The following is a 20115-nucleotide window of genomic DNA, read 5'->3' as shown; positions in this document are numbered from 1 at the left end:
GAAAAATGTCTACATGTGATTTTCAGAATGTTCATTTATTACAAGATGAAGAAAAAAATATAATTTTACACAATACTAATTTAATGTTAAAAAATTTTTCTACAGAAAAACGTATTATTTGGGCATTAAAAAATTTACCTAACGTACAGATTATGTCATCTAGTTTTGGTATTCAATCTTCTGTTTTGTTACATCTTATGGTTCAGTATAAACCTGATATTCCTGTTATCTTGATTGATACTGGTTATTTATTTCCTCAAACATATCATTTTATTGATATGTTAACTAAGAAGTTTACGTTAAATTTAAAAGTTTTCAGATCATATATATCTCCAGCATGGCAAGAGGCAAGATATGGAAAATTATGGAAACAAGATGTTCGCGGGATAAATTTATATAATATGATTAATAAGGTTAGACCTATGAATGAAGCTTTTAATCAGCTATCAGTAGGAACATGGTTTTCAGGATTACGTCGTATCCAATCAAGTAGCCGATCTAAATTACAGTATATTTCTATTCAAAAAAATATTGTTAAAATTTTACCTATTTTAGATTGGTCTAATAAGAAGGTAGACGAATATTTAAAAAAAAATAATTTAGAATATCATCCCTTATGGAAAGAGGGTTATCGATCAATAGGTGATATTCATACAACAAAAAAATATAAAAAAGGCATGTTAGAAGAAGATACTCGTTTTTTTGGGTTAAAACGTGAATGTGGATTACACGAGAGTTAAATTATTAAAATATTTTATTTAGCGAAAACAAAATTTTTAGTAGTAAAATATATATAATATAAAATATTTTTTACAGTATTAATTGTAACACATTAATACTAAAAAATTTGTAGTACTTTGGTATCTTATAAAGATTAAAATTAATTTTTTTATATAAAAACATAAAGTATTTTTATATTATAATTTTTGGAATTTATAATATATATAAAAATATTTTCTTTTCTTAAATTAAGGTGAATGTGAACTATCTTCCTATTTTTATAGATTTAAAATATAAGAATGTGCTTGTTGTTGGCGCTGGATCTGTAGCATTTAATAAAATTGTATTATTGTTACGCGCTGGGGCAAAAGTACAAATTATTGCACAAGAAGTTAATACAGAAATAGAAATGCTTTTACAGAAAAAAAAAATTTTTTGGATTGCCAAAGAATTTGATCCAGTATATTTAAAAAAAGTTTTTTTAGTGATAGCCGCTACAAATAATATGGATTTAAATAAAAGAATATTTCAAATATGTAATGATCTTTTTTTATTTGTAAATATCGTGGATAATCAGTCTAAATGTTCTTTTATTTTTCCATCTATCATTGATCGATCTCCCATTATGATAGCTATCTCTTCAGGTGGTACTGCACCGGTTTTATTGCGATTTTTGCGTGAAAAAATTGAATCTATAATTCCTATTAAATTAGGTACAGTAGCAAAAATAGCGGGTAAATTAAGAATATTAGTTAAAAATCGTTTTGTTAGTACTTTAGAGAGACGACATTTTTGGGAAAAACTATTTAAAAGTGTTTTTATTGAGCAAATTATTAGTGGAAAAATTAAAAATGCTATTAATACTTTTAGAAAGTATATTAGTGGTTCTACTCTATCAACAGGGAAAATTATTTTAGTAGGAGCTGGTCCGGGTGATAGCAGCCTGCTTACATTACGTGGTTTACAAGTTTTACAAGAAGCTGATATTGTTTTATATGATTATTTAATTACTACAGATGTTTTAGATTTAATTCGTCGTGATGCAAAGCGTATTTGCGTAGGGAAAAGTGCTGGTATAAAAACTATTTCTCAAAGTCAAATTAACGATTTATTAATATCTTTAGCTCATAAAGGTAACACAGTAGTGCGTTTAAAAGGTGGTGATCCTTTTATTTTTGGTCGCGGAGGTGAAGAATTAGAAGCAGCAAAACAAGCTGGTATTAATATACAAGTTGTACCGGGTATTACTGCTGGTATTGGTATTTCAGCATATACTGGTATTCCTCTTACACATCGTAAATATGCTAAAGGTGTCATATTTATCACTGGACATAATATTGCTTATTTTACTAAAAAAAATTTATCAATGTTGTGTGATTCTTTTTATACTTTAGTTATATATATGGGTAGCTTACAAGCGGTGGATATTTCTAGAAAACTTATTTTACATGGCTGCTTACAGTCTACTCCTGTGGCTATTGTAGGACAAGGTACTACTATTAATCAAAAAGTTATTATTGGACGCTTAGATGAAATGAAAAAAATGATTAAACTAACTCTGCATCCTTCTCTATTAATTGTTGGTAATGTTGTTAATTTACATAAAAAATTAGAATGGTTTTATGATTCGAATGTATTTAAGACGATTAATTATAGATCTTCTATAATAAATTTATTATAAGGATAAAATATGTTTAAAGAAAATTCTACTCATCTTCGTCAATTAGAATCAGAAAGCATTTATATTATGCGAGAAGTAATGGCTGATTTTGATTCTCCAGTAATGTTATACTCGATCGGAAAAGATTCTTCAGTCATGTTACATCTCGCTAAAAAAGCATTTTATCCAGGGAAAATACCTTTTCCTTTATTACATATTGACACTGGGTGGAAATTTAAAGAAATGTATTCTTTCCGTGATTATGTTGCTAAAGATTCAAAAATAGAATTAATTGTACACACTAATTCAAAAGGAATAGAATTAAAATTAAATCCTTTTACTGACGACAGTTCTAAATATACTGATATTTTAAAAACTGAAGCGTTAAAAGAGGCTTTAAACAAATATAATTTTGATGTAGCTTTTGGCGGGGCAAGACGGGATGAAGAAAAATCACGAGCTAAAGAGCGTATTTATTCTTTTCGAGATGGGTTGCATCAATGGGATCCAAAGAAGCAACGTCCAGAATTATGGTCTAATTATAATGGACAAATTAACAAAGGAGAAAATATGAGGGTTTTTCCTTTATCAAATTGGACGGAATTAGATATTTGGCATTATATTTTTTTAGAAAAAATTGAAATTGTTTCTCTTTATTTTTCTGCAATGCGACCGGTATTAAAAAGAAATGGAATATTATTAATGATTGACGACGATCGTATTAATATACAACCACACGAAATAATAGAAAATAAAATGATTCGTTTCAGAACTTTAGGTTGCTGGCCTTTAACTAGTGCCATTGAATCACAAGCAAAAAACTTATTAGATATTATAAAAGAAACATTACAAGTGACTACTAGTGAACGAACAGGACGATTAATTGATTATGATAAAAAGAGTTCTATGGAGTTTAAAAAAAAACAAGGTTATTTTTAATTAATAGGTTAATAGTATAAAATGAATAGTAATATAAACACAAAAATAAAAACATCAGACAATTTTAAATCTTGGTGTTATTCTGATAAAAATCGCCCTTTATTACGGTGCTTAACATGTGGTAGTGTAGATGATGGAAAAAGTACATTAATTGGTCGTTTATTACATGATACACAACAAATTTATGTGGATCAATTAAATGTATTAAAGAATGATAGTAAACGGTACGGAACACAAGATAAGGATACTATAGATCTTGCGCTTTTAGTAGATGGTTTACAAGATGAGCGTGAACAAGGAATTACTATTGATGTGGCATATCGTTATTTTTCTACTAATCAAAGAAAATTTATTATCGCTGATACACCGGGTCATGAACAATATACACGTAATATGGTTACGGGAGCGTCAACATGTGATTTATCAATCTTATTAGTAGATGCTAGAAAAGGTTTATCTAAACAAACATATCGACATACTTTTATTTCTTCATTGTTAGGTATTAAATATTTTATCGTTGCTATTAATAAAATGGATTTAGTAGAATATAAAAAAGATATATATTTAAATATAAAAAAGCAATTTCTTATTTTTTCTGAAAAAATTTCTCATAATTTAAAAATTTTTTTTGTACCGATATCTTCGTTATTAGGTGATAATATTGTATTTCCTAGTTCTTTTATGGCTTGGTATGATGGTATTACATTATTACGTATTTTAGAAACAATTGATATCCACCATCATACTAATATAGAAGAAATCAGATTTCCAGTTCAATACATTAATCGGCCTAATGCTAATTTTCGCGGTTATTCTGGCACTTTAGTTTCTGGTAAAATGCTTGTGGGGCAGAAAATAAAAATATTACCTGCAAATATTTCTTCTCGTATTGCTCGTATTGTAACTTTTGAAAAGGATTTAAAAATAGCTTATAGTGGACAAGCTATTACAGTAGTATTGGAAGATGATATAGATATTAGTCGTGGTGATTTCTTGGTTAATGTGAATTCAGATTTAATCGCTCATAAAAAAGCTGTTATAGATGTTGTATGGATGACTGATACAACATTGTTAGTAGGGCAAGAGTATATGATTAAATTATCTGGGAAAAAAACACGTGTTTATATAGAAAAAATTTTATATACAATTGATATTAATACTTTAAAAAAAATAAAAAGTAATAAACTTTCTTTAAATAATATTGGTCGTATTCAAATAATTTTCAATATTCCTATGATTTTTGATTCATATCAAGATAATAGATTTACCGGTAATATAATATTGATTGATTTATTGACAAATAATACAGTGGGTGCCGGTATGATTGTTGAAAGTATAAATGAAAAAATAATAAAAAAAGAACCTGATATGAAACAATTTGAACTAGATTTGCGTTCTTTAATATGTCAATATTTTCCTCATTGGAGTATCAATATAGATAATATAAATAAAGGCTGTAAATGATATGAATAATAATAAAAAAAATGATATTTTTTGGAAACAATATGACATAACGCGTATACATCGCGAAAAAAATCATAATCATAAATCCATTGTAATTTGGTTTACCGGATTGTCTGGTTCAGGAAAATCAACTATTGCTAATGCTGTAGAAACATTTTTATTTCGGCATGGTATTAGTACTTATTTATTAGACGGAGATAATGTTCGATCTGGTTTATGTTCGGATTTGAGCTTTAGTACGTCTGATCGCAAAGAAAACATTAGACGTATAGGAGAGGTGACAAAAATTATTTTAGATACGGGTATTATAGTATTAGTTTCTATTATTTCCCCTTATGAATACGATAGAAATATGGTCTATCAATTGTTAGGAAGAAAGAATGTTGTAGAAGTTTATGTAGATACACCATTAAGTATTTGTGAAAAGCGTGATACGAAAGGATTATATAAAAAAGCGCGCTCTGGAAAAATTTCTAATTTTACTGGTCTGCAGTTAGCATATGAAATTCCTCAACAACCTGATTTACATTTAAATGGCACATTAATATTAGAAAGCAATGTAAAAAAGATTATTCAAATGTTACATAATCGTAATTTTATTTCATTAAATTTAAATTAAAATAATATTTTTTATATAAAAATTTATCAATATAATTTGACTATAAATTATTTAAAACGATATAAAATTTACTAAATTTTTTTATGTTACTCTTGTCAAATTTTTTTATAAAATATAAAAAAATAATATTTAAAGTTATTATAAAAATATAAAAAACATATAGAAAATATTTTTTTTTAATTTTAAATTATTATATAATGATAAAGGTTTATTGTTAAATAAAAATGTAATATATAAAATTATGTAATATTAAAAAATTTTTTTAAATGTAGATTTAAACTTCTTTTTTTATTATATTTTTAATAAATATTCATCAGTATCTTTGCAAGAGTATGATTGAATCATTTTTAAAAATATAAGTATCTTTATTATAACAAAAGATTATTTGATATATAAATTATATTCTCTTGCGAGAAGCAGGTGTAAGATATACCTGATTCTCTGGGAATAATAGATTTTTAAAATAAAGATATAAAAAATATCAAAAAATAATTTTTAAATTTTTTTAAAATGAAAGAATGGTACATTCTGTTTTCCTATTCTTTCTTCAATTCTTATGAGTTGATTATATTTCGATGTTCTATCTGATCGACTCATAGAACCAGTTTTTATTTGGCCTGAAGATGTCCCTACAGATAAATCAGATATGAAAGAATCTTCTGTTTCACCAGATCGATGTGAAATAATTACATTATATTTTGCATTTTTTGCCATTTGAATTGCTGATAAAGTTTCAGTTAAAGTACCAATTTGATTTGGTTTAATTAAAATAGCATTCGCAATACCTTTTTTAATACCTTTTTTTAGAATTTTGGTGTTAGTAACAAATAAATCATCTCCTACTAATTGCAATTTATCACCTAGTTTTTTTGTTTGATATAAAAAACCAGACCAATCTGATTCATCTTGTCCATCTTCAATAGAGAGAATGGGATATTGATTTGATAATTTTTCTAAATAATCAGTAAACTCTATAGAATTTAAACTGAGATTTTCACCTTTAAGTTCATATTTTTTTTTCTTTTTATCGTATATTTCTGATGCAGCGCAATCTATAGCTAATGTTATGTCTTTTTCTAATTTATATTTAGTTTTTTTTATAGCTTTATAAATAAGATTGAAAGCTTCAGCATTAGATGTTAAATTGGGAGCGTATCCCCCTTCATCTCCTACTGTTGTATTCATTCTATAATCTTTTAAAACTTCTCCTAAGGATTGAAATATTTCACAACCTATACGAATAGCATTTTTTATATTAACAGCGCTAATCGGTTGAATCATGAATTCTTGTAAATCAATATTATTACTGGCATGTTTTCCACCGTTAATAATATTCATCATAGGAAGGGGCATAGAAAAGATATTATCTGTATTATTTAATTCTGAAATGTGAGCATATAATGGTATTTTTTTAGATAGTGCAGCCGCTTTGGCAGTTGCTAATGATACAGATAAAATAGCATTTGCTCCTAATTTTGATTTATTTTCTGTCCCATCTAACTGGATCATAATATTATCAATTTCTTTTTGATTACACGAATTTTTATTTTTTAAAGCGTGAGATATTATGGTGTTAACAGATGATACTGCTTTTTTAACTCCTCTTCCCATAAATCGATTTTTATCTTCATCTCTTAGTTCAACTGCTTCTTTAGATCCTGTAGAAGCTCCTGAAGGAATGGAAGCAATTCCGATGCAACCATCTAGAAGATGTACTTCAGATTCTACAGTAGGATTTCCTCGAGAATCTATTATTTCACGAGCAATAATTTTTGTAATTTTTGACATTTTTCAAACCTTTTTAAAATTTTTATTTTTTGCAGCAGATTTTATAAAATCTATAAATAATGGATGTCCATCACGAGGTGTAGAAGTAAATTCTGGATGAAACTGACATGCTACGAACCATGGATGATGTAATATTTCAACTATTTCAATGATATTATTATTTTCAGAGTGTCCTGTTGCAATCAATCCTGCTTTTTCTATTTTTTTAAATAAAATATTATTAACTTCATATCTATGTCGATGTCTTTCTATAATCTTTTCTTTGTCATAAAGATGCCTAGATAAACTATTTTTTTTTAATTTGCAAGTTTGACTTCCTAATCTCATTGTTCCACCAAAATTTATATTTGTATTTTTTTTTTCAATATTATATATTATGTTTTTTTCTTTTTTCATTAAATCAATAATAGGAAATGTGCACTGTGAATCAAATTCTGTAGAATTTGCATTAATAATACCAACAACATTTTTTGCAAATTCTATAATGGCTATTTGCATTCCTAAACATATTCCAAAATAGGGAATATTATTTTCACGTGCATATTGTACTGAAAGTAATTTTCCTATAATACCACGATCTCCAAAACCACCTGGGATTACAATACCGTTAAGTTTGTGAAGAAGTACACATGTTTTATTTGTTATTTCTTGAGAATCAATCAATTTAATTTTAACTTTAATTCGATTTTTTAAACCGCCGTGCTTTAAAGCTTCGATTACTGATTTATAAGCATCAGGTAAAGTAATATATTTTCCGATAATACCAATTATTACTGTATTATGAGAATTTTTTTCTGCGTCAATTAATTTTTCCCATGTTTTTAAATTTGCTTCTGGAGCATTTATTTTAAAATATTCACAAATATATTGATCTAATTTTTGTTTTTGTAATAATTTAGGTATAGTATAGATTGATTTAACATCTTTTAAAGAAATTACAGCATTTACAGGTACATTGCAAAAAAGGGAAATTTTTTTTCGTTCTTTTATTTGCACTTTTTTTTCAGATCGACAAATTAGTATATCCGGCTGTATTCCAATAGAAAGTAATTCTTTTACTGAATGCTGAGTAGGTTTAGTTTTGATTTCTCCAGCTGTAGAAATATACGGTACTAATGTTAAATGTATATATATAATATTTTTTCGACCAATATCTACAGCCATTTGACGGATAGCTTCTAAAAAAGGTAAAGATTCAATATCACCAACTGTGCCGCCTATTTCTACTAGAATAATATCATTATTCTTAGCACATAAAATTATTCTTTCTTTAATAGCATTAGTAATATGAGGTATAACTTGAATAGTGGATCCTAAGTAATCTCCTCTTCGCTCTTTTTGTAATACTTCAGAATAAATACTTCCTGTAGTAAAATTATTAAGATGAGTCATTTTAGTATGAATAAAACGTTCATAATGCCCTAAATCTAAATCCGTTTCTGCACCATCTTCAGTAACAAATACCTCTCCGTGCTGCATAGGGCTCATTGTTCCTGGATCAACATTAATATATGGATCTAGCTTGATAATAGTTACTTTTAAATTTCTTGCTTCTAATACCGCACCCAGAGAAGCAGCTGTAATTCCCTTTCCTAAAGACGATACTACTCCGCCGGTGATAAAAATATAATTTTTAGTCATTCTAAATAAAAATATAAGTTATATTAAATAATATAGTTATTCTTAAATATACTTTTAAAAAGTGTTTAGAATATATTTATTTAATTTTTAGGATTATAAATAATATAAAATTTGTTTTTAAAGTGATTAATCATAAGGAATTAAATTATAGTTGACAACTTATAATTGAATTATTATTAATAAACTATGTATTTTAAAAAACAAATATTGTTTTTTTAAAGATTATATACTGATCTCAATTATTAGTCGTAGTTTTTATTTTCATTTTTATATTCCATGTATCTCTTAAACTCACAGTTCGGTTAAATATTAAATATTTTTTTTGTATAGTATCAGTATCTGTGCAGAAATAACCAATTCTTTCAAATTGAAAAAATAATTTTATTTTTTTATCAATGCTATTTTTTTTTATATCATTTGCTAAATTTTTTTCAATAAAACCTTTTTTAATAATGAAAGAATTTTTATTGATATGTAATAAAAAATTTTCTTCTTGTTCGGGATTTTTGATATTAAATAAAGAATTATATAATCTAAAGTGTGCTGGAAAAGAATTTTTTACTGATATCCAGTGTATCACTGCAGGATTTTTATTATTACTCGATTTTTTACCTAAAGTTTTTAGATTGCAAGAACATATTATATAAATAATATTTTTATTCTTATCTTTTTTTATTTTTTCTGCTTTTATTATATATGCATGTCTTAATCGAATTTCATGTCCGATTTTTAATCTTTTATATTGATTATCATATTTTTCTTGAAAATCTTTTCTTTCAATATAGATCATATTAGTAAAAAGAATTTCATGAGTACCTAGTTCAGCATGAAACGGATGATTAGGAATGGTTAATGTTTCTTCATAATTTTCATGTAAATTATATAAAAATATTTTAATTGGTTCCAATATCGCCATGGTACGAATTGCATTTTCATTAAGTTCTTTTCTAATACAATGTTCTAATAGAGATAATTGTATTAAATGATTTTGTTTTGTTATACCAATTTTTTCACAAAATGTTTGAATAGAAGATGGCGTGTATCCCCTTTTTCTTAATCCAGAAATGGTGGGCATTCGAGGATCATCCCATCCTAAAACTATTTTTTTTTTAACTAATATATTTAATTTTCTTTTTGATAGTATAGAATATTCTAAATTTAATCGAGAAAATTCATATTGTTTTGGATAATGTAAAATATCTATATTTTTTAAAATCCAATTATATAAATTTTTGTTATCTTGGAATTCTAAAGTGCAAAGGGAATGACTAATATTTTCAATAGAATCAGAAATACAATGAGCAAAATCATACATTGGATATATACACCATTTGCTTTTTGTTTGATGATGCGGCGTGTATAAAATACGGTATAAAACAGGATCACGCATAATCATTAATGCAGAACTCATATCAATTTTAGCTCTTAAACAAGCTTGTCCTTCAGAAAATTTTCCATTTTTCATTTTTTTAAAAAGTATTATATTTTCTTCTATGCTTCTATTTCGATATGGACTGTTTTTTCCTGGCTTATTTAGTGTTCCTCGATATTCACGTATTTCTTCTTTTGTTAACTCATCTATATAAGCTAATCCTTTTTTGATTAGTTCTTTTGCATATTTATAAAATATTTCAAAATATTCTGAAGCATAGTAGATATTATTGTATCCATTATAACCTAACCAATGAATATCATCTTGAATAGCATGAATATATTTTATATTCTCCTTTATAGGATTCGTATCATCAAAACGCAAATTACATTTTCCTTGATATATTTTTGCTAATTCAAAATTTAAACAAATTGATTTTGCATGCCCTATATGAAGATAACCATTAGGTTCTGGCGGAAACCGAGTATGTAAAGATAATTTTTTATTTTTTTTTAAATCCTTATCAATAATATGATAAATAAAATTGTTACTATATTTTTTTATTTTGTTATTCATTTTTTTCCTATAAATTATTTTTTGATATACCCTTTAAGTATATTAATTAAAATATTTAAACTATTTTCATATTTTCACCAGTAAAAATTATTGATTTTATCTATAATCTCATATACAATAGAATTGTTATTTTAAATTTTATAAATAACAATTTATAATTAATTTAGGCTACGTAGCTCAGTTGGTTAGAGCACAGCACTCATAACGCTGAGGTCATGGGTTCAATTCCCATCGTAGCCAATATTTTTACGGAAGTGGCGAAATAGGTAGACGCACCAGATTTAGGATCTGGCACCGCAAGGTTTGCGAGTTCAAGTCTCGCCTTCCGTATTTTAGTATAAACAATAATTTTAAATGGGGTATAGCCAAGCGGCAAGGCACCGGTTTTTGATACCGGCATCCCTGGTTCGAATCCAGGTACCCCAGAAATTCTCAATATTGTCCTTTCTTTTTTTCCTTCATAATAAAAAATCATTTTATTGCATAATAAATATTTTATATATTAAAATCAAATAATAAGTCTTATATATAGTAAATTAAAATATGTTCTTTTTTTTAATTTTATATATATTTCAATGAAAATAGGTTTTTTGTATATGAATGCAAATACATTAAAAAAAAAAGCAGCATGGGCAGCATTAAAATATTTACGTCCAGGTACTGTGGTAGGTGTAGGAACGGGTAGTACTGTTTTTTATTTTATTGAAGCATTAAGTAAAGTAAAAAATTTAATCAGTGGAGCAGTATCTACTTCAAATTCTTCTACTATATTGTTGAAAAAGCACGGTATAAAAGTATTTAATATAAATCATTTTCCATCTTTAAAAATATATGTTGATAGTGCAGACGAAATTAATTACAAATTACAGATGATTAAAGGTGGAGGTGGTGCTTTAACCGGTGAAAAAATTGTTTCTGCAATGTCAAAAAAATTTATTTGTATCATTGATCCATCTAAAAAAGTTGAAACTTTAGGTCACTTTCCACTGCCAATTGAAATTATTCCTATGGCTTTTTCTTATATTTCACAAGAAATGATTAAAATAGGAGGGGTTCCAAAATATCGAAAAAATGTTATTACGGATAATGGTAATATTATTATAGATGTTTATAATCTACGCATTTCAGATCCGATTTCTATGGAAAAAAAAATTAATTCTTTACCTGGTGTAGTCACTGTCGGATTATTTTCTTTAAGAAGTGCTGATATTATGATTATTGGTACCAATAATGGTATTCAAACATTAAAAAAAAGTAATATTTACTAAGACGCATAAGAACATTGTTTATATAATTTATCAAAGATATTTATATAATTTTTTATATATAATATATTGTGATGTTTTTTAAAAAAATAGTATGATGAATAAAAAATTATTAGTATATATTTTTTATTGTTTTAATTTACGTCTCCAAATTGAAATTGTAAAATAGACAGTGCAGCAATAGATGCAGTCTCTGTTCTTAAAATTCTAGGTCCTAGTGATATTGAAATAAATCCATAATTATTTATTTTTTTTATTTCATTTTTAGAAAAGCCTTGTTCTGATCCTACTAGTATGTATATTTCTTGTATAGATTTTTGTAATTGGTTTATGTTAAATAACGATTCAGGGTGAAAAACAATTTTTGTTTCTTTTTTTTGAAAATTGGCGCACCATGATTGAAGATCAATTGGTTCTTTTATTTTTGGAATGATATTGCGATGACATTGTTGACATGCTGAAATCGCTATTTTTTTCCAGCGTATTATTTTTTTTTCAGTATATATATAATTATTTACAGCATGAATCTTATTTAAAAATAATGGCGTAATACTTTTTACGCCTAATTCAATAGATTTTTGAATAGTAAAATTCATTTTTTCATCTTTAGAAATTATTTGCCCTAAGTGAATATCAATATTTGATTCTACACTTTTGAACACACTTTTTAATATAAAAACTGTTATATTTTTTTTTTTAATATTTTTTATTGTTGCCAAAAAAACATAATTAGTATTATTAAATATTTCTAAAAGATCATTTTCTTGCATGCGTAGTACATTTTTTATGTAGTGATATTCATTTTCAGGTAAAACGAGATATGTATTTATTTTTAAAGAATTCATTATATAAATACGCGGTATTTTTTTGTTCATGGTTTTATATGATAACATTTTTTATAGACATAATCATTGTGATTACCTTGTATTTTAAATATTTCCTTTTCTCGTATACATTCCCATTTAGTTACTGGAAATTTATCGTCCCATTTTTTTAATAATATTTCTAAATTTTTTGATAAATCAATTTTATATTTTTTATGCATATAAAAATAGGTCCTGGCTATCATTCCTTTTGCGCGTTCAGGAGGTTCTACTCTTTTATTTTTAAAATCTATTTTTATTGTACATTTTCCATATTGTCGCTCGTTACCACTCCATTGACTGTACATAAAATTAGATCGATCTCCATTTATTTCGCCGATAGCAGGTTGTAAATTATGCAGATCAGATTCAATAGATTTATATGTCTGATCATGATCACATTGTTTACGACCACCATCTTTCCAACATTTTTTTTTATGCCCAAATTGCCATGCTGGTACTACATGTTCCCATTCTATTCTCATTGCTCGATTTTTATTTTTTCTAATTTTATATCCACAAGAAGATAAATCAGGTATTCCTTTTTTATCTTTCCATATTATTTTGCATCCACAATAAAAAGATCCTGGTGCTGTATGGTGTATTTTACTTGCTGCAATTTTTGCTTTATAAAAAGTATTGATATTATTTTTTTTAATTGTTTCTGTTTTATAAGAAAATAAAAAAAAAATATAAAACTAAAAATGATAATAAATATTATTTTCAACATTTTACATTACTCCAAAAAAACAAATATTATCATGATATATTAATATTTTAAATAAAAATTTTTTATTGAAGATAATTGTATATTTTATTAAATGTTTCTTGTTATGTTATTTTTAAAAGTTATACTAAATAGTATAATATTAATATATAAATACATTTTAATTAATCTTAAAAATAAACAGGATTAAGATCAAATGAGTGAATATCTTTTTACATCTGAGTCTGTTTCAGAAGGGCATCCAGACAAAATTGCTGATCAAATTTCTGACGCATTATTGGATGAAATACTTAAACAAGATTCAAAAGCCCGTGTCGCTTGTGAAACGTATATCAAGACTGGTATGGTATTAATTGGAGGGGAGGTTACAACAACTGCTCGGGTAGATGTTGAAGAAATTACTCGTAATACTATTAAAGATATAGGATACATTGATTCAGAATCAGGATTTGATACTTCTTCTTGTACAGTATTAAATGTTATTGGAAAACAATCTCCAGATATTTACCGAGGTATATATCGTTCTAATCCTTTCGAACAAGGAGCGGGAGATCAGGGTATTGTATTTGGTTATGCTACTAATGAAACAGAAACGTTAATGCCAGCTCCGATTACTTATGCACATCTTTTAGTAAAAAAACAATCAGAATTAAGAAAAAATAAAACTTTATCTTGGTTAAGACCTGATGCTAAAAGTCAAATTACATTTAAATACAAAAATAATGCTATTCTAAGTATAGATACTGTTGTATTTTCTACTCAGCATATAGAAAATATTTTACAAAGAGATTTAAGAGAAGCCGTGATTGATGAAATTATCAAACCTGTTTTACCTAAAAAGTGGTTAAATAAAAATACAAAAATTTTTATTAATCCTACAGGAAGATTTGTTGTAGGTGGTCCTATGGGAGATTGTGGACTTACAGGTCGAAAAATTATTGTAGATACCTATGGTGGTGCTTCACGCCACGGTGGAGGATCTTTTTCTGGAAAAGATCCCTCGAAGGTAGATCGTTCAGCTGCATATGCTGCTCGGTATATTGCAAAAAATATTGTGGCTGCAGGCTTAGCAGATCGTTGTGAGATTCAACTTTCTTATGCGATAGGCATTGCAGAACCTACTTCTATGATGGTTGAAACATTTGGTACTGGTAGAAAAAATAATCAATATTTAATTTCTTTAATTCGTCATTGTTTTGATTTAAGACCTTATGGATTGATTAAGATGTTAAATCTTCTTCAGCCTATTTATCTTAAAACCGCTGTTTATGGGCATTTTGGTCGTGAAGAATTTCCATGGGAAAAAGTTGATAAAATAAATGATTTATCTTTATAGATTTTTATATTAGCAATTATTTTATAAAATATATAGAAATGAAGATATTATGTAATAATATAATCTATTTTTTAATTTTCCCATGTTGATTAGAATGGGATAACTTTTTATCTTTTTAAATACTCTTCAAAAGATAAAATGTCTTCTTCTTCCATTTTTTTTTGTTTTTTGTGTGATCGTATAGTTTCTTTTTCTAAAGTATTTTTGTCTAGAATGGAAAAAGGTTTTTTATAAAAATAGTGAGAATATTTTTCAGCTAATATTAATCCGGTTTTTTTAATACCATTTTCAATACAAATATTTAAGAATTGAGATGAATAAGTAAGTTCTGGATATTGAAAATATAATATCTTTTTATGACAGACATCTTGATATAATTTTTTTGAAGTGCAGGAATCAAGTATTTTAGCAATTTTTTCTAAATCTTTAAATATTATTTTACTTATATCTACTAATTTTATTTTTTCTTTTGTTTTATTAATGTATACAGTTTGATTAGGTTTTCGTCCTTCAAAAATAATTCTTTTCCAATTTTTGTCGATTAGTAACCAATCTAGTTTATCCATTTTAGGTGCGTCTATTAATGCACACCATATTAGTAATAAATCTAGAAAAAGTATTTGGTTTTTGCTAATGCCAATTGGAGAAAATGGATTTATATCTAAAGATCGTATTTCAATATATTCAATTCCTTTATTATATAAAGCATCAGATAATAATTCACCATTTTTTATTGTTCTTTTGGGACGTATTTGTGTATATAACTCACTTTCCATCTGTAATATATTAGTATTGAGTTGTTTAAAGTGGCCTTTTTTATTTTTTAATCCTATTTTCAGAAATTTATTAGATGTAGTTTGCATTGCTCTTTTTAAGGATTGTATATACGATGGTAAATCATTAAACATAATATTTAAATCAATAATAGATGTACTAGTATATCCTAAATCACTGAGTCTTAACGAGGTAGACCAGGGTAAATGTAATGTATCATCTTCGTTTCTTGTAAATATGTGTTTTGTAGAATTTTTTAAAAAACAGGATGATATTGCAGGTGATGCTCCAAAAAGATATGGAATTATCCAACCAAATCGATAATAATTTCTAATTAAATTCAAATATCCAGATGAAATATATTCTTTTTTATTTGTTTTTTTTGCATTTTTATTAAATTGCTTCCAAAATATTTTTGGCAATGAAAAATTGTAATGTACTCCTGAAATAGTGTTGACTAGACTACCATATCTATGTTTTAAACCTACTCGATATATATATTTTATTTTTCCAATATTAGAATTTCCATATTGTGCAATTTTAATATCTTTTTTATTTCTAATAAAATGTGGAATACTTAAAGGCCACATATATTCATTTTTCATATTATGTGTAACAAAAATATGTAAATCTTGTAAAAAATTTAGCACATAATCTATGTTTTGACTTGGTGGAGTAATAAATTCTAACAAATTTTCTGAAAAATCAGTAGTAATCCATGGATGTGTTAATGACGATCCAAGAGAATATGGATGTTTCTTGGAAGAAAATATGCCATTTTTTTTAATTCTTAGAGTTTCACGTTCAAGTCCCCGAAAAATACCTTGTAAAATTATAGGATTTTTTTTAATCCAAGAAATTTTTTTCGAGATATCATGTATCAATTTTATCTCCTATGTTAATTTTTTTGTATTTTATTTTATATTTTTTACCATGTTTTTAATATTCCATTTAATATTAACATTTAATATCAATATTTATTTTTTTAAATATTTAATTTTATAATAACATTTAAAATAATTGAAAAAAGATATTTAGAGATAAGATTGACTATTTTAATTTTGCATCCGGAAGGATTTGAACCTCCGACCTCTCGGTTCGTAGCCGAGTGCTCTATCCAACTGAGCTACGGATGCAATATCAAAATATTGGCGGTGAGAGAGGGATTCGAACCCTCGATGCAGTTTTTCTGTATACTCCCTTAGCAGGGGAGCGCCTTAATCCTCTCGGCCATCTCACCCACTGTATTTTATTTTTAATAAAAACATTTTTATTGTCTATAATATTACTTTTTTTGTTGAATAAGTCAAATATTTTTTATATTTTTATATAATAAAAAAATCAACTGCATCTTACTTAATGATAGTAAGACGCAGTTTTTATCAAGAGTTCTGAGATTGTTTTTTTTCAGCTTGAATACGTTGATATATTTCTTCGCGATGTACTGAAACTTCTTTAGGAGCATTCACACCAATACGAACTTGATTGCCTTTTACTCCTAGTACTGTTACAGTAATTTCATCACCAATGATTAATGTTTCGCCAACCCGGCGAGTGAGAATAAGCATTCTTTGGTCCTTAAAAAATTAAAATAGTTTGGCCTATTCAGTTCCTAGCATTGCAAAAAATATAGGGTTAAACGTAGACCATAAAAGCGTATTAATAATATAATATTTTTATTATTAATTTTTTGTATTTAACAATTTTGTTTTAATCCATAATTTAATATATTTTAATGCTAAAGGTATTATTTTAATATTCACACCACCACCTTCAGCAATTTCATGATTACCTCCTCCTTTTCCGTTAGTTTTTTTTAAAATTTCTTTAATGATATTATTTGCTTGTATACGATGTGTTAAATTTTTTGATACAGTAGACATTACTACAAAATTATTATTTTTTATATTAATTAATATTATAATTCCTATTTTAATCTCTTTGTGTAGTTGCTCAATAATTTTCCGTAATATTTGACGATCATATTTATTTAGTGTTTGTATTATAATCTTAACTTCTTGTATATATTCAATTTGTTGTATTATTTGTTTAATAAGATATTTATTTTCTTTTTTTTGTAAATGATCATTTTTTTTTTCTAATATATTTACTTTATTTATTAATTTTTTTATACTATCCTTAACTGTTGTACTATTAGATTTTAAAATAATAGAAATATCTTGTATATCATTCTCTTTTTCATGCAAATAATTAATTGCTTGTTCTGCAGTAACTGCCTCAATACGTTTAATACCTGATGCAATACTAGAATATGAAATAATTTTAAAATACCCAATATCACCCGTTCTTGTAGTATGAGTTCCTCCGCATAATTCTATAGAAAAATCATTTATAAATACTACACGGACTGAAGATTTATTATAATAATCAAATAAAGCAAGAGCTTTTTTTTTCTTCGCTTCTTCGAGAGATAAATGTTTAATTTTAATAAGAATATTATCTCTTATTTTCATATTAACTATTTTCTCAATATTTTGTAGTTGAGACAGATGAATGTGATTAGAATATGAAAAATCAAATCTTAAATATTGATCATTTACAAACGAACCTTTTTGAAAGACATCATTACCTAAATAATATCGTAATGCTGCATGTAATAAATGTATTGCAGTATGATTTAATTGAATGGAATTTCTATATGTTTGATTAATTTTGCTACATATATGGTCGTTGACAATAATTTTTCCTGAAATTAAATATCCAATATGTCCAATGGTATTACCGTATTTTTTTGTGTTTTCAACCTGAAACATAGATTTTTCATTGTATAATTGTCCGATATCTCCTACCTGTCCACCTGATTCTCCGTAAAAAGACGTTTTATCAAGAAAAATAATTCCTTTTTGATTAGGATTTATTTCAAAAACTTCTGTGTTGTGGATAAAAATCTTTTTTACTATTGTTTGAATATTGTTTTGATCATATCCTTGGAAGAAACATGTATCATGATAATTTACAATGATGGATTCGTTATAATTTTTATAAAATTTGTTGATAGAACTAGATTTTTTTTTTTGATTTTCTTTTGCTTTTTTATATTTTTCGTAATCAATTTTTATTTTTTTTTCATTACAAATATCAGCTGTTAAATCAATAGGAAAACCGAATGTATCATATAAGTAAAATGCTATTTCACCATTAAAAACGTTATTTTTTGTATTTTTAATTTCTTTTTTTAATAATTTTAAACCTTTGTCCAGAGTTTGAGTAAATTGTATTTCTTCTATTTGTAATGTTTTTTTTATTATTTTTTCTTTACTGTTCAATATTTTATTTTTTGCAGACATAATTTTAATAACATCCGGAACTAATTTATAGAAAAAATTTTCTTTAATGCCTAGTTTATGTCCATGCCTTAATGCTCTTCTAATAATTCGTCTTAAAATATAACCACGATGTTCATTGGACGGAATAATATTATCTGCAATAATAAATACACATGCTCTAATATGATCTGCAATTATTTTAAATGAAGTATGATTTAAATCTTTAACAGGGCTAAATTTTGATATCGACTTAATCAATTTTTTAAATATGTCAGTTTTATAATTCGAAAATACATTTTGTAGAATAGAAGTTATTCTTTCTAAACCCATTCCTGTATCAATTGATTTAGTAGGAAGTGGAATAAGATTTTTTTCTGAAATACGATTAAATTCTATAAATACAATATTCCAAATTTCAATTAAATATTTTTTCTTGTTTTCTAATATATTGTCATTATCATGAATATCATTTTCTTGACAATCATAAAAAATTTCAGTACAAAAACCACAAGGGCCAGTATCGCCCATCTGCCAAAAATTATCGGAATTATATTTGACATGATTAATATCACCAATTTTAAAAATATGATTTGGTGATATTTTTATAACTTTACTCCATATATCATAACTTTCTTTATCGTCAGTATATACGGAAATCCACAATTTATTTTTGGGTATATTAAACCATTGTGGAGAAGTTAATAGCTCCCAAGCATAAATAATTGCTTCTTTTTTAAAATAATCATTAAAACTAAAATTACCTAGCATTTCGAAAAATGTATGATGTCGTGTAGTATATCCCACATTTTCTATGTCATTATGCTTTCCTCCTGTTCTTAAACAGTGCTGCGAAGTAACAACTCTAGAATGACAGCTTTGTTTTTTACCTAAAAAAATATCTTTAAATTGGTTCATTCCTGCATTAGTAAATAATAATGTAGGATCATTATTAGGCACTAATGAGCTACTGGGTATAATTACATGTCCTTTTTGCTTAAAAAAACTCAAAAATGCATCACGTATTTCATCGGTTGTTTTATTCATATATACTCTTAAAATTTATTAAATAAATTTATCATAATAT

15 protein-coding genes and 5 tRNA genes are annotated in these 20115 nt (G+C 26.0%); 10 read left to right on the top strand and 10 right to left on the bottom strand.

Annotated features, from left to right (window positions below; translation table 11 throughout):
- Positions 1-5: 5 nt before the first annotated feature.
- The 5 genes from AB4W59_RS01885 (at position 6) to cysC (ending at position 5402) form a co-directional block, all read left to right on the top strand.
- Positions 6-740 carry a phosphoadenylyl-sulfate reductase gene (locus tag AB4W59_RS01885; protein ID WP_367672968.1) on the top strand — a complete coding sequence of 245 codons (735 nt, stop codon included), beginning with the start codon at positions 6-8 and terminating at the stop codon, positions 738-740.
- A gap of 239 nt (positions 741-979) precedes the next feature.
- A complete protein-coding gene (cysG, locus tag AB4W59_RS01880) occupies positions 980-2401 on the top strand; it encodes a siroheme synthase CysG (protein WP_367672967.1) in 1422 nt (473 codons plus the stop codon).
- A gap of 9 nt (positions 2402-2410) precedes the next feature.
- The gene (gene cysD / locus AB4W59_RS01875; protein ID WP_367672966.1) at positions 2411-3319 is read left to right on the top strand and encodes a sulfate adenylyltransferase subunit CysD; all 909 of its coding nucleotides are present in this window, start codon (positions 2411-2413) and stop codon (positions 3317-3319) included.
- Between the two features lie 21 nt (positions 3320-3340).
- Positions 3341-4783 (top strand): sulfate adenylyltransferase subunit CysN, encoded by a 1443-nt coding sequence (gene cysN / locus AB4W59_RS01870; protein ID WP_367672965.1) that lies wholly within the window; start codon positions 3341-3343, stop codon positions 4781-4783.
- A 1-nt stretch (position 4784) separates the two neighbouring features.
- Positions 4785-5402: an adenylyl-sulfate kinase gene (cysC, locus tag AB4W59_RS01865; RefSeq protein ID WP_367672964.1), complete on the top strand. Its 618-nt coding sequence runs from the start codon at positions 4785-4787 to the stop codon at positions 5400-5402.
- Between the two features lie 495 nt (positions 5403-5897).
- On the opposite strand, the gene eno is transcribed toward cysC, so the two are convergent.
- The 3 genes from eno to glnS form a co-directional block, all read right to left on the bottom strand.
- A complete protein-coding gene (gene eno, locus AB4W59_RS01860; RefSeq protein ID WP_367672963.1) occupies positions 5898-7190 on the bottom strand; it encodes a phosphopyruvate hydratase in 1293 nt (430 codons plus the stop codon).
- 3 nt (positions 7191-7193) lie between these two features.
- Complete coding sequence (locus AB4W59_RS01855) at positions 7194-8831, bottom strand: CTP synthase (protein ID WP_367672962.1); 1638 nt, start codon at positions 8829-8831, stop codon at positions 7194-7196.
- Positions 8832-9066: 235 nt separating this feature from the next.
- Positions 9067-10779 (bottom strand): glutamine--tRNA ligase, encoded by a 1713-nt coding sequence (glnS, locus tag AB4W59_RS01850; RefSeq protein ID WP_367672961.1) that lies wholly within the window; start codon positions 10777-10779, stop codon positions 9067-9069.
- Between the two features lie 166 nt (positions 10780-10945).
- Here glnS and AB4W59_RS01845 point away from each other — a divergent pair.
- The 4 genes from AB4W59_RS01845 (at position 10946) to rpiA (ending at position 12047) form a co-directional block, all read left to right on the top strand.
- Positions 10946-11019: transfer RNA gene (locus AB4W59_RS01845), tRNA-Met, on the top strand.
- 8 nt (positions 11020-11027) lie between these two features.
- A tRNA-Leu gene (locus tag AB4W59_RS01840) sits at positions 11028-11109 on the top strand.
- A gap of 25 nt (positions 11110-11134) precedes the next feature.
- Positions 11135-11205: transfer RNA gene (locus tag AB4W59_RS01835), tRNA-Gln, on the top strand.
- Positions 11206-11375: 170 nt separating this feature from the next.
- Positions 11376-12047 (top strand): ribose-5-phosphate isomerase RpiA, encoded by a 672-nt coding sequence (rpiA, locus tag AB4W59_RS01830; protein WP_367672960.1) that lies wholly within the window; start codon positions 11376-11378, stop codon positions 12045-12047.
- A 131-nt stretch (positions 12048-12178) separates the two neighbouring features.
- Here the strand turns inward: rpiA and AB4W59_RS01825 are convergent, their stop codons facing one another.
- Both AB4W59_RS01825 and AB4W59_RS01820 read right to left on the bottom strand, forming a co-directional pair.
- On the bottom strand, positions 12179-12919 hold the full coding sequence (locus tag AB4W59_RS01825; RefSeq protein WP_367672959.1) for a 16S rRNA (uracil(1498)-N(3))-methyltransferase: 741 nt from the start codon (positions 12917-12919) through the stop codon (positions 12179-12181).
- Entirely contained in the window at positions 12916-13599 is a 684-nt protein-coding gene (locus AB4W59_RS01820) for an endonuclease (protein WP_367673342.1), read from the bottom strand. The genes AB4W59_RS01825 and AB4W59_RS01820 overlap by 4 nt, the downstream gene beginning before the upstream one ends.
- A 231-nt stretch (positions 13600-13830) precedes the next feature.
- Between AB4W59_RS01820 and metK the strand changes: the two genes are divergently transcribed.
- Positions 13831-14970, top strand: a complete 1140-nt coding sequence (metK, locus tag AB4W59_RS01815) for a methionine adenosyltransferase (protein ID WP_367672958.1) — start codon at positions 13831-13833, stop codon at positions 14968-14970.
- A gap of 107 nt (positions 14971-15077) precedes the next feature.
- Here metK and gshA read toward each other — a convergent pair whose 3' ends face one another.
- From gshA to alaS, 5 genes are all read right to left on the bottom strand, one after another.
- On the bottom strand, positions 15078-16628 hold the full coding sequence (gene gshA / locus AB4W59_RS01810) for a glutamate--cysteine ligase (RefSeq protein ID WP_367672957.1): 1551 nt from the start codon (positions 16626-16628) through the stop codon (positions 15078-15080).
- A 178-nt stretch (positions 16629-16806) separates the two neighbouring features.
- Positions 16807-16880: transfer RNA gene (locus AB4W59_RS01805), tRNA-Arg, on the bottom strand.
- 13 nt (positions 16881-16893) lie between these two features.
- A tRNA-Ser gene (locus tag AB4W59_RS01800) sits at positions 16894-16984 on the bottom strand.
- 142 nt (positions 16985-17126) lie between these two features.
- Positions 17127-17312: a carbon storage regulator CsrA gene (csrA, locus tag AB4W59_RS01795; protein WP_367672956.1), complete on the bottom strand. Its 186-nt coding sequence runs from the start codon at positions 17310-17312 to the stop codon at positions 17127-17129.
- Positions 17313-17426: 114 nt separating this feature from the next.
- Positions 17427-20075: an alanine--tRNA ligase gene (alaS, locus tag AB4W59_RS01790; RefSeq protein ID WP_367672955.1), complete on the bottom strand. Its 2649-nt coding sequence runs from the start codon at positions 20073-20075 to the stop codon at positions 17427-17429.
- Between the last annotated feature and the right edge of the window lie 40 nt (positions 20076-20115).

Origin of the sequence: Buchnera aphidicola (Cavariella theobaldi) (genome assembly GCF_964059165.1) — a bacterium.
GTDB classification, from domain to species: Bacteria; Pseudomonadota; Gammaproteobacteria; order Enterobacterales; family Enterobacteriaceae; genus Buchnera; species Buchnera aphidicola_BO.
The sequence above is the reverse complement of the archived record's forward strand: the minus strand, read 5'-3'. Positions and strand labels throughout refer to the sequence as shown.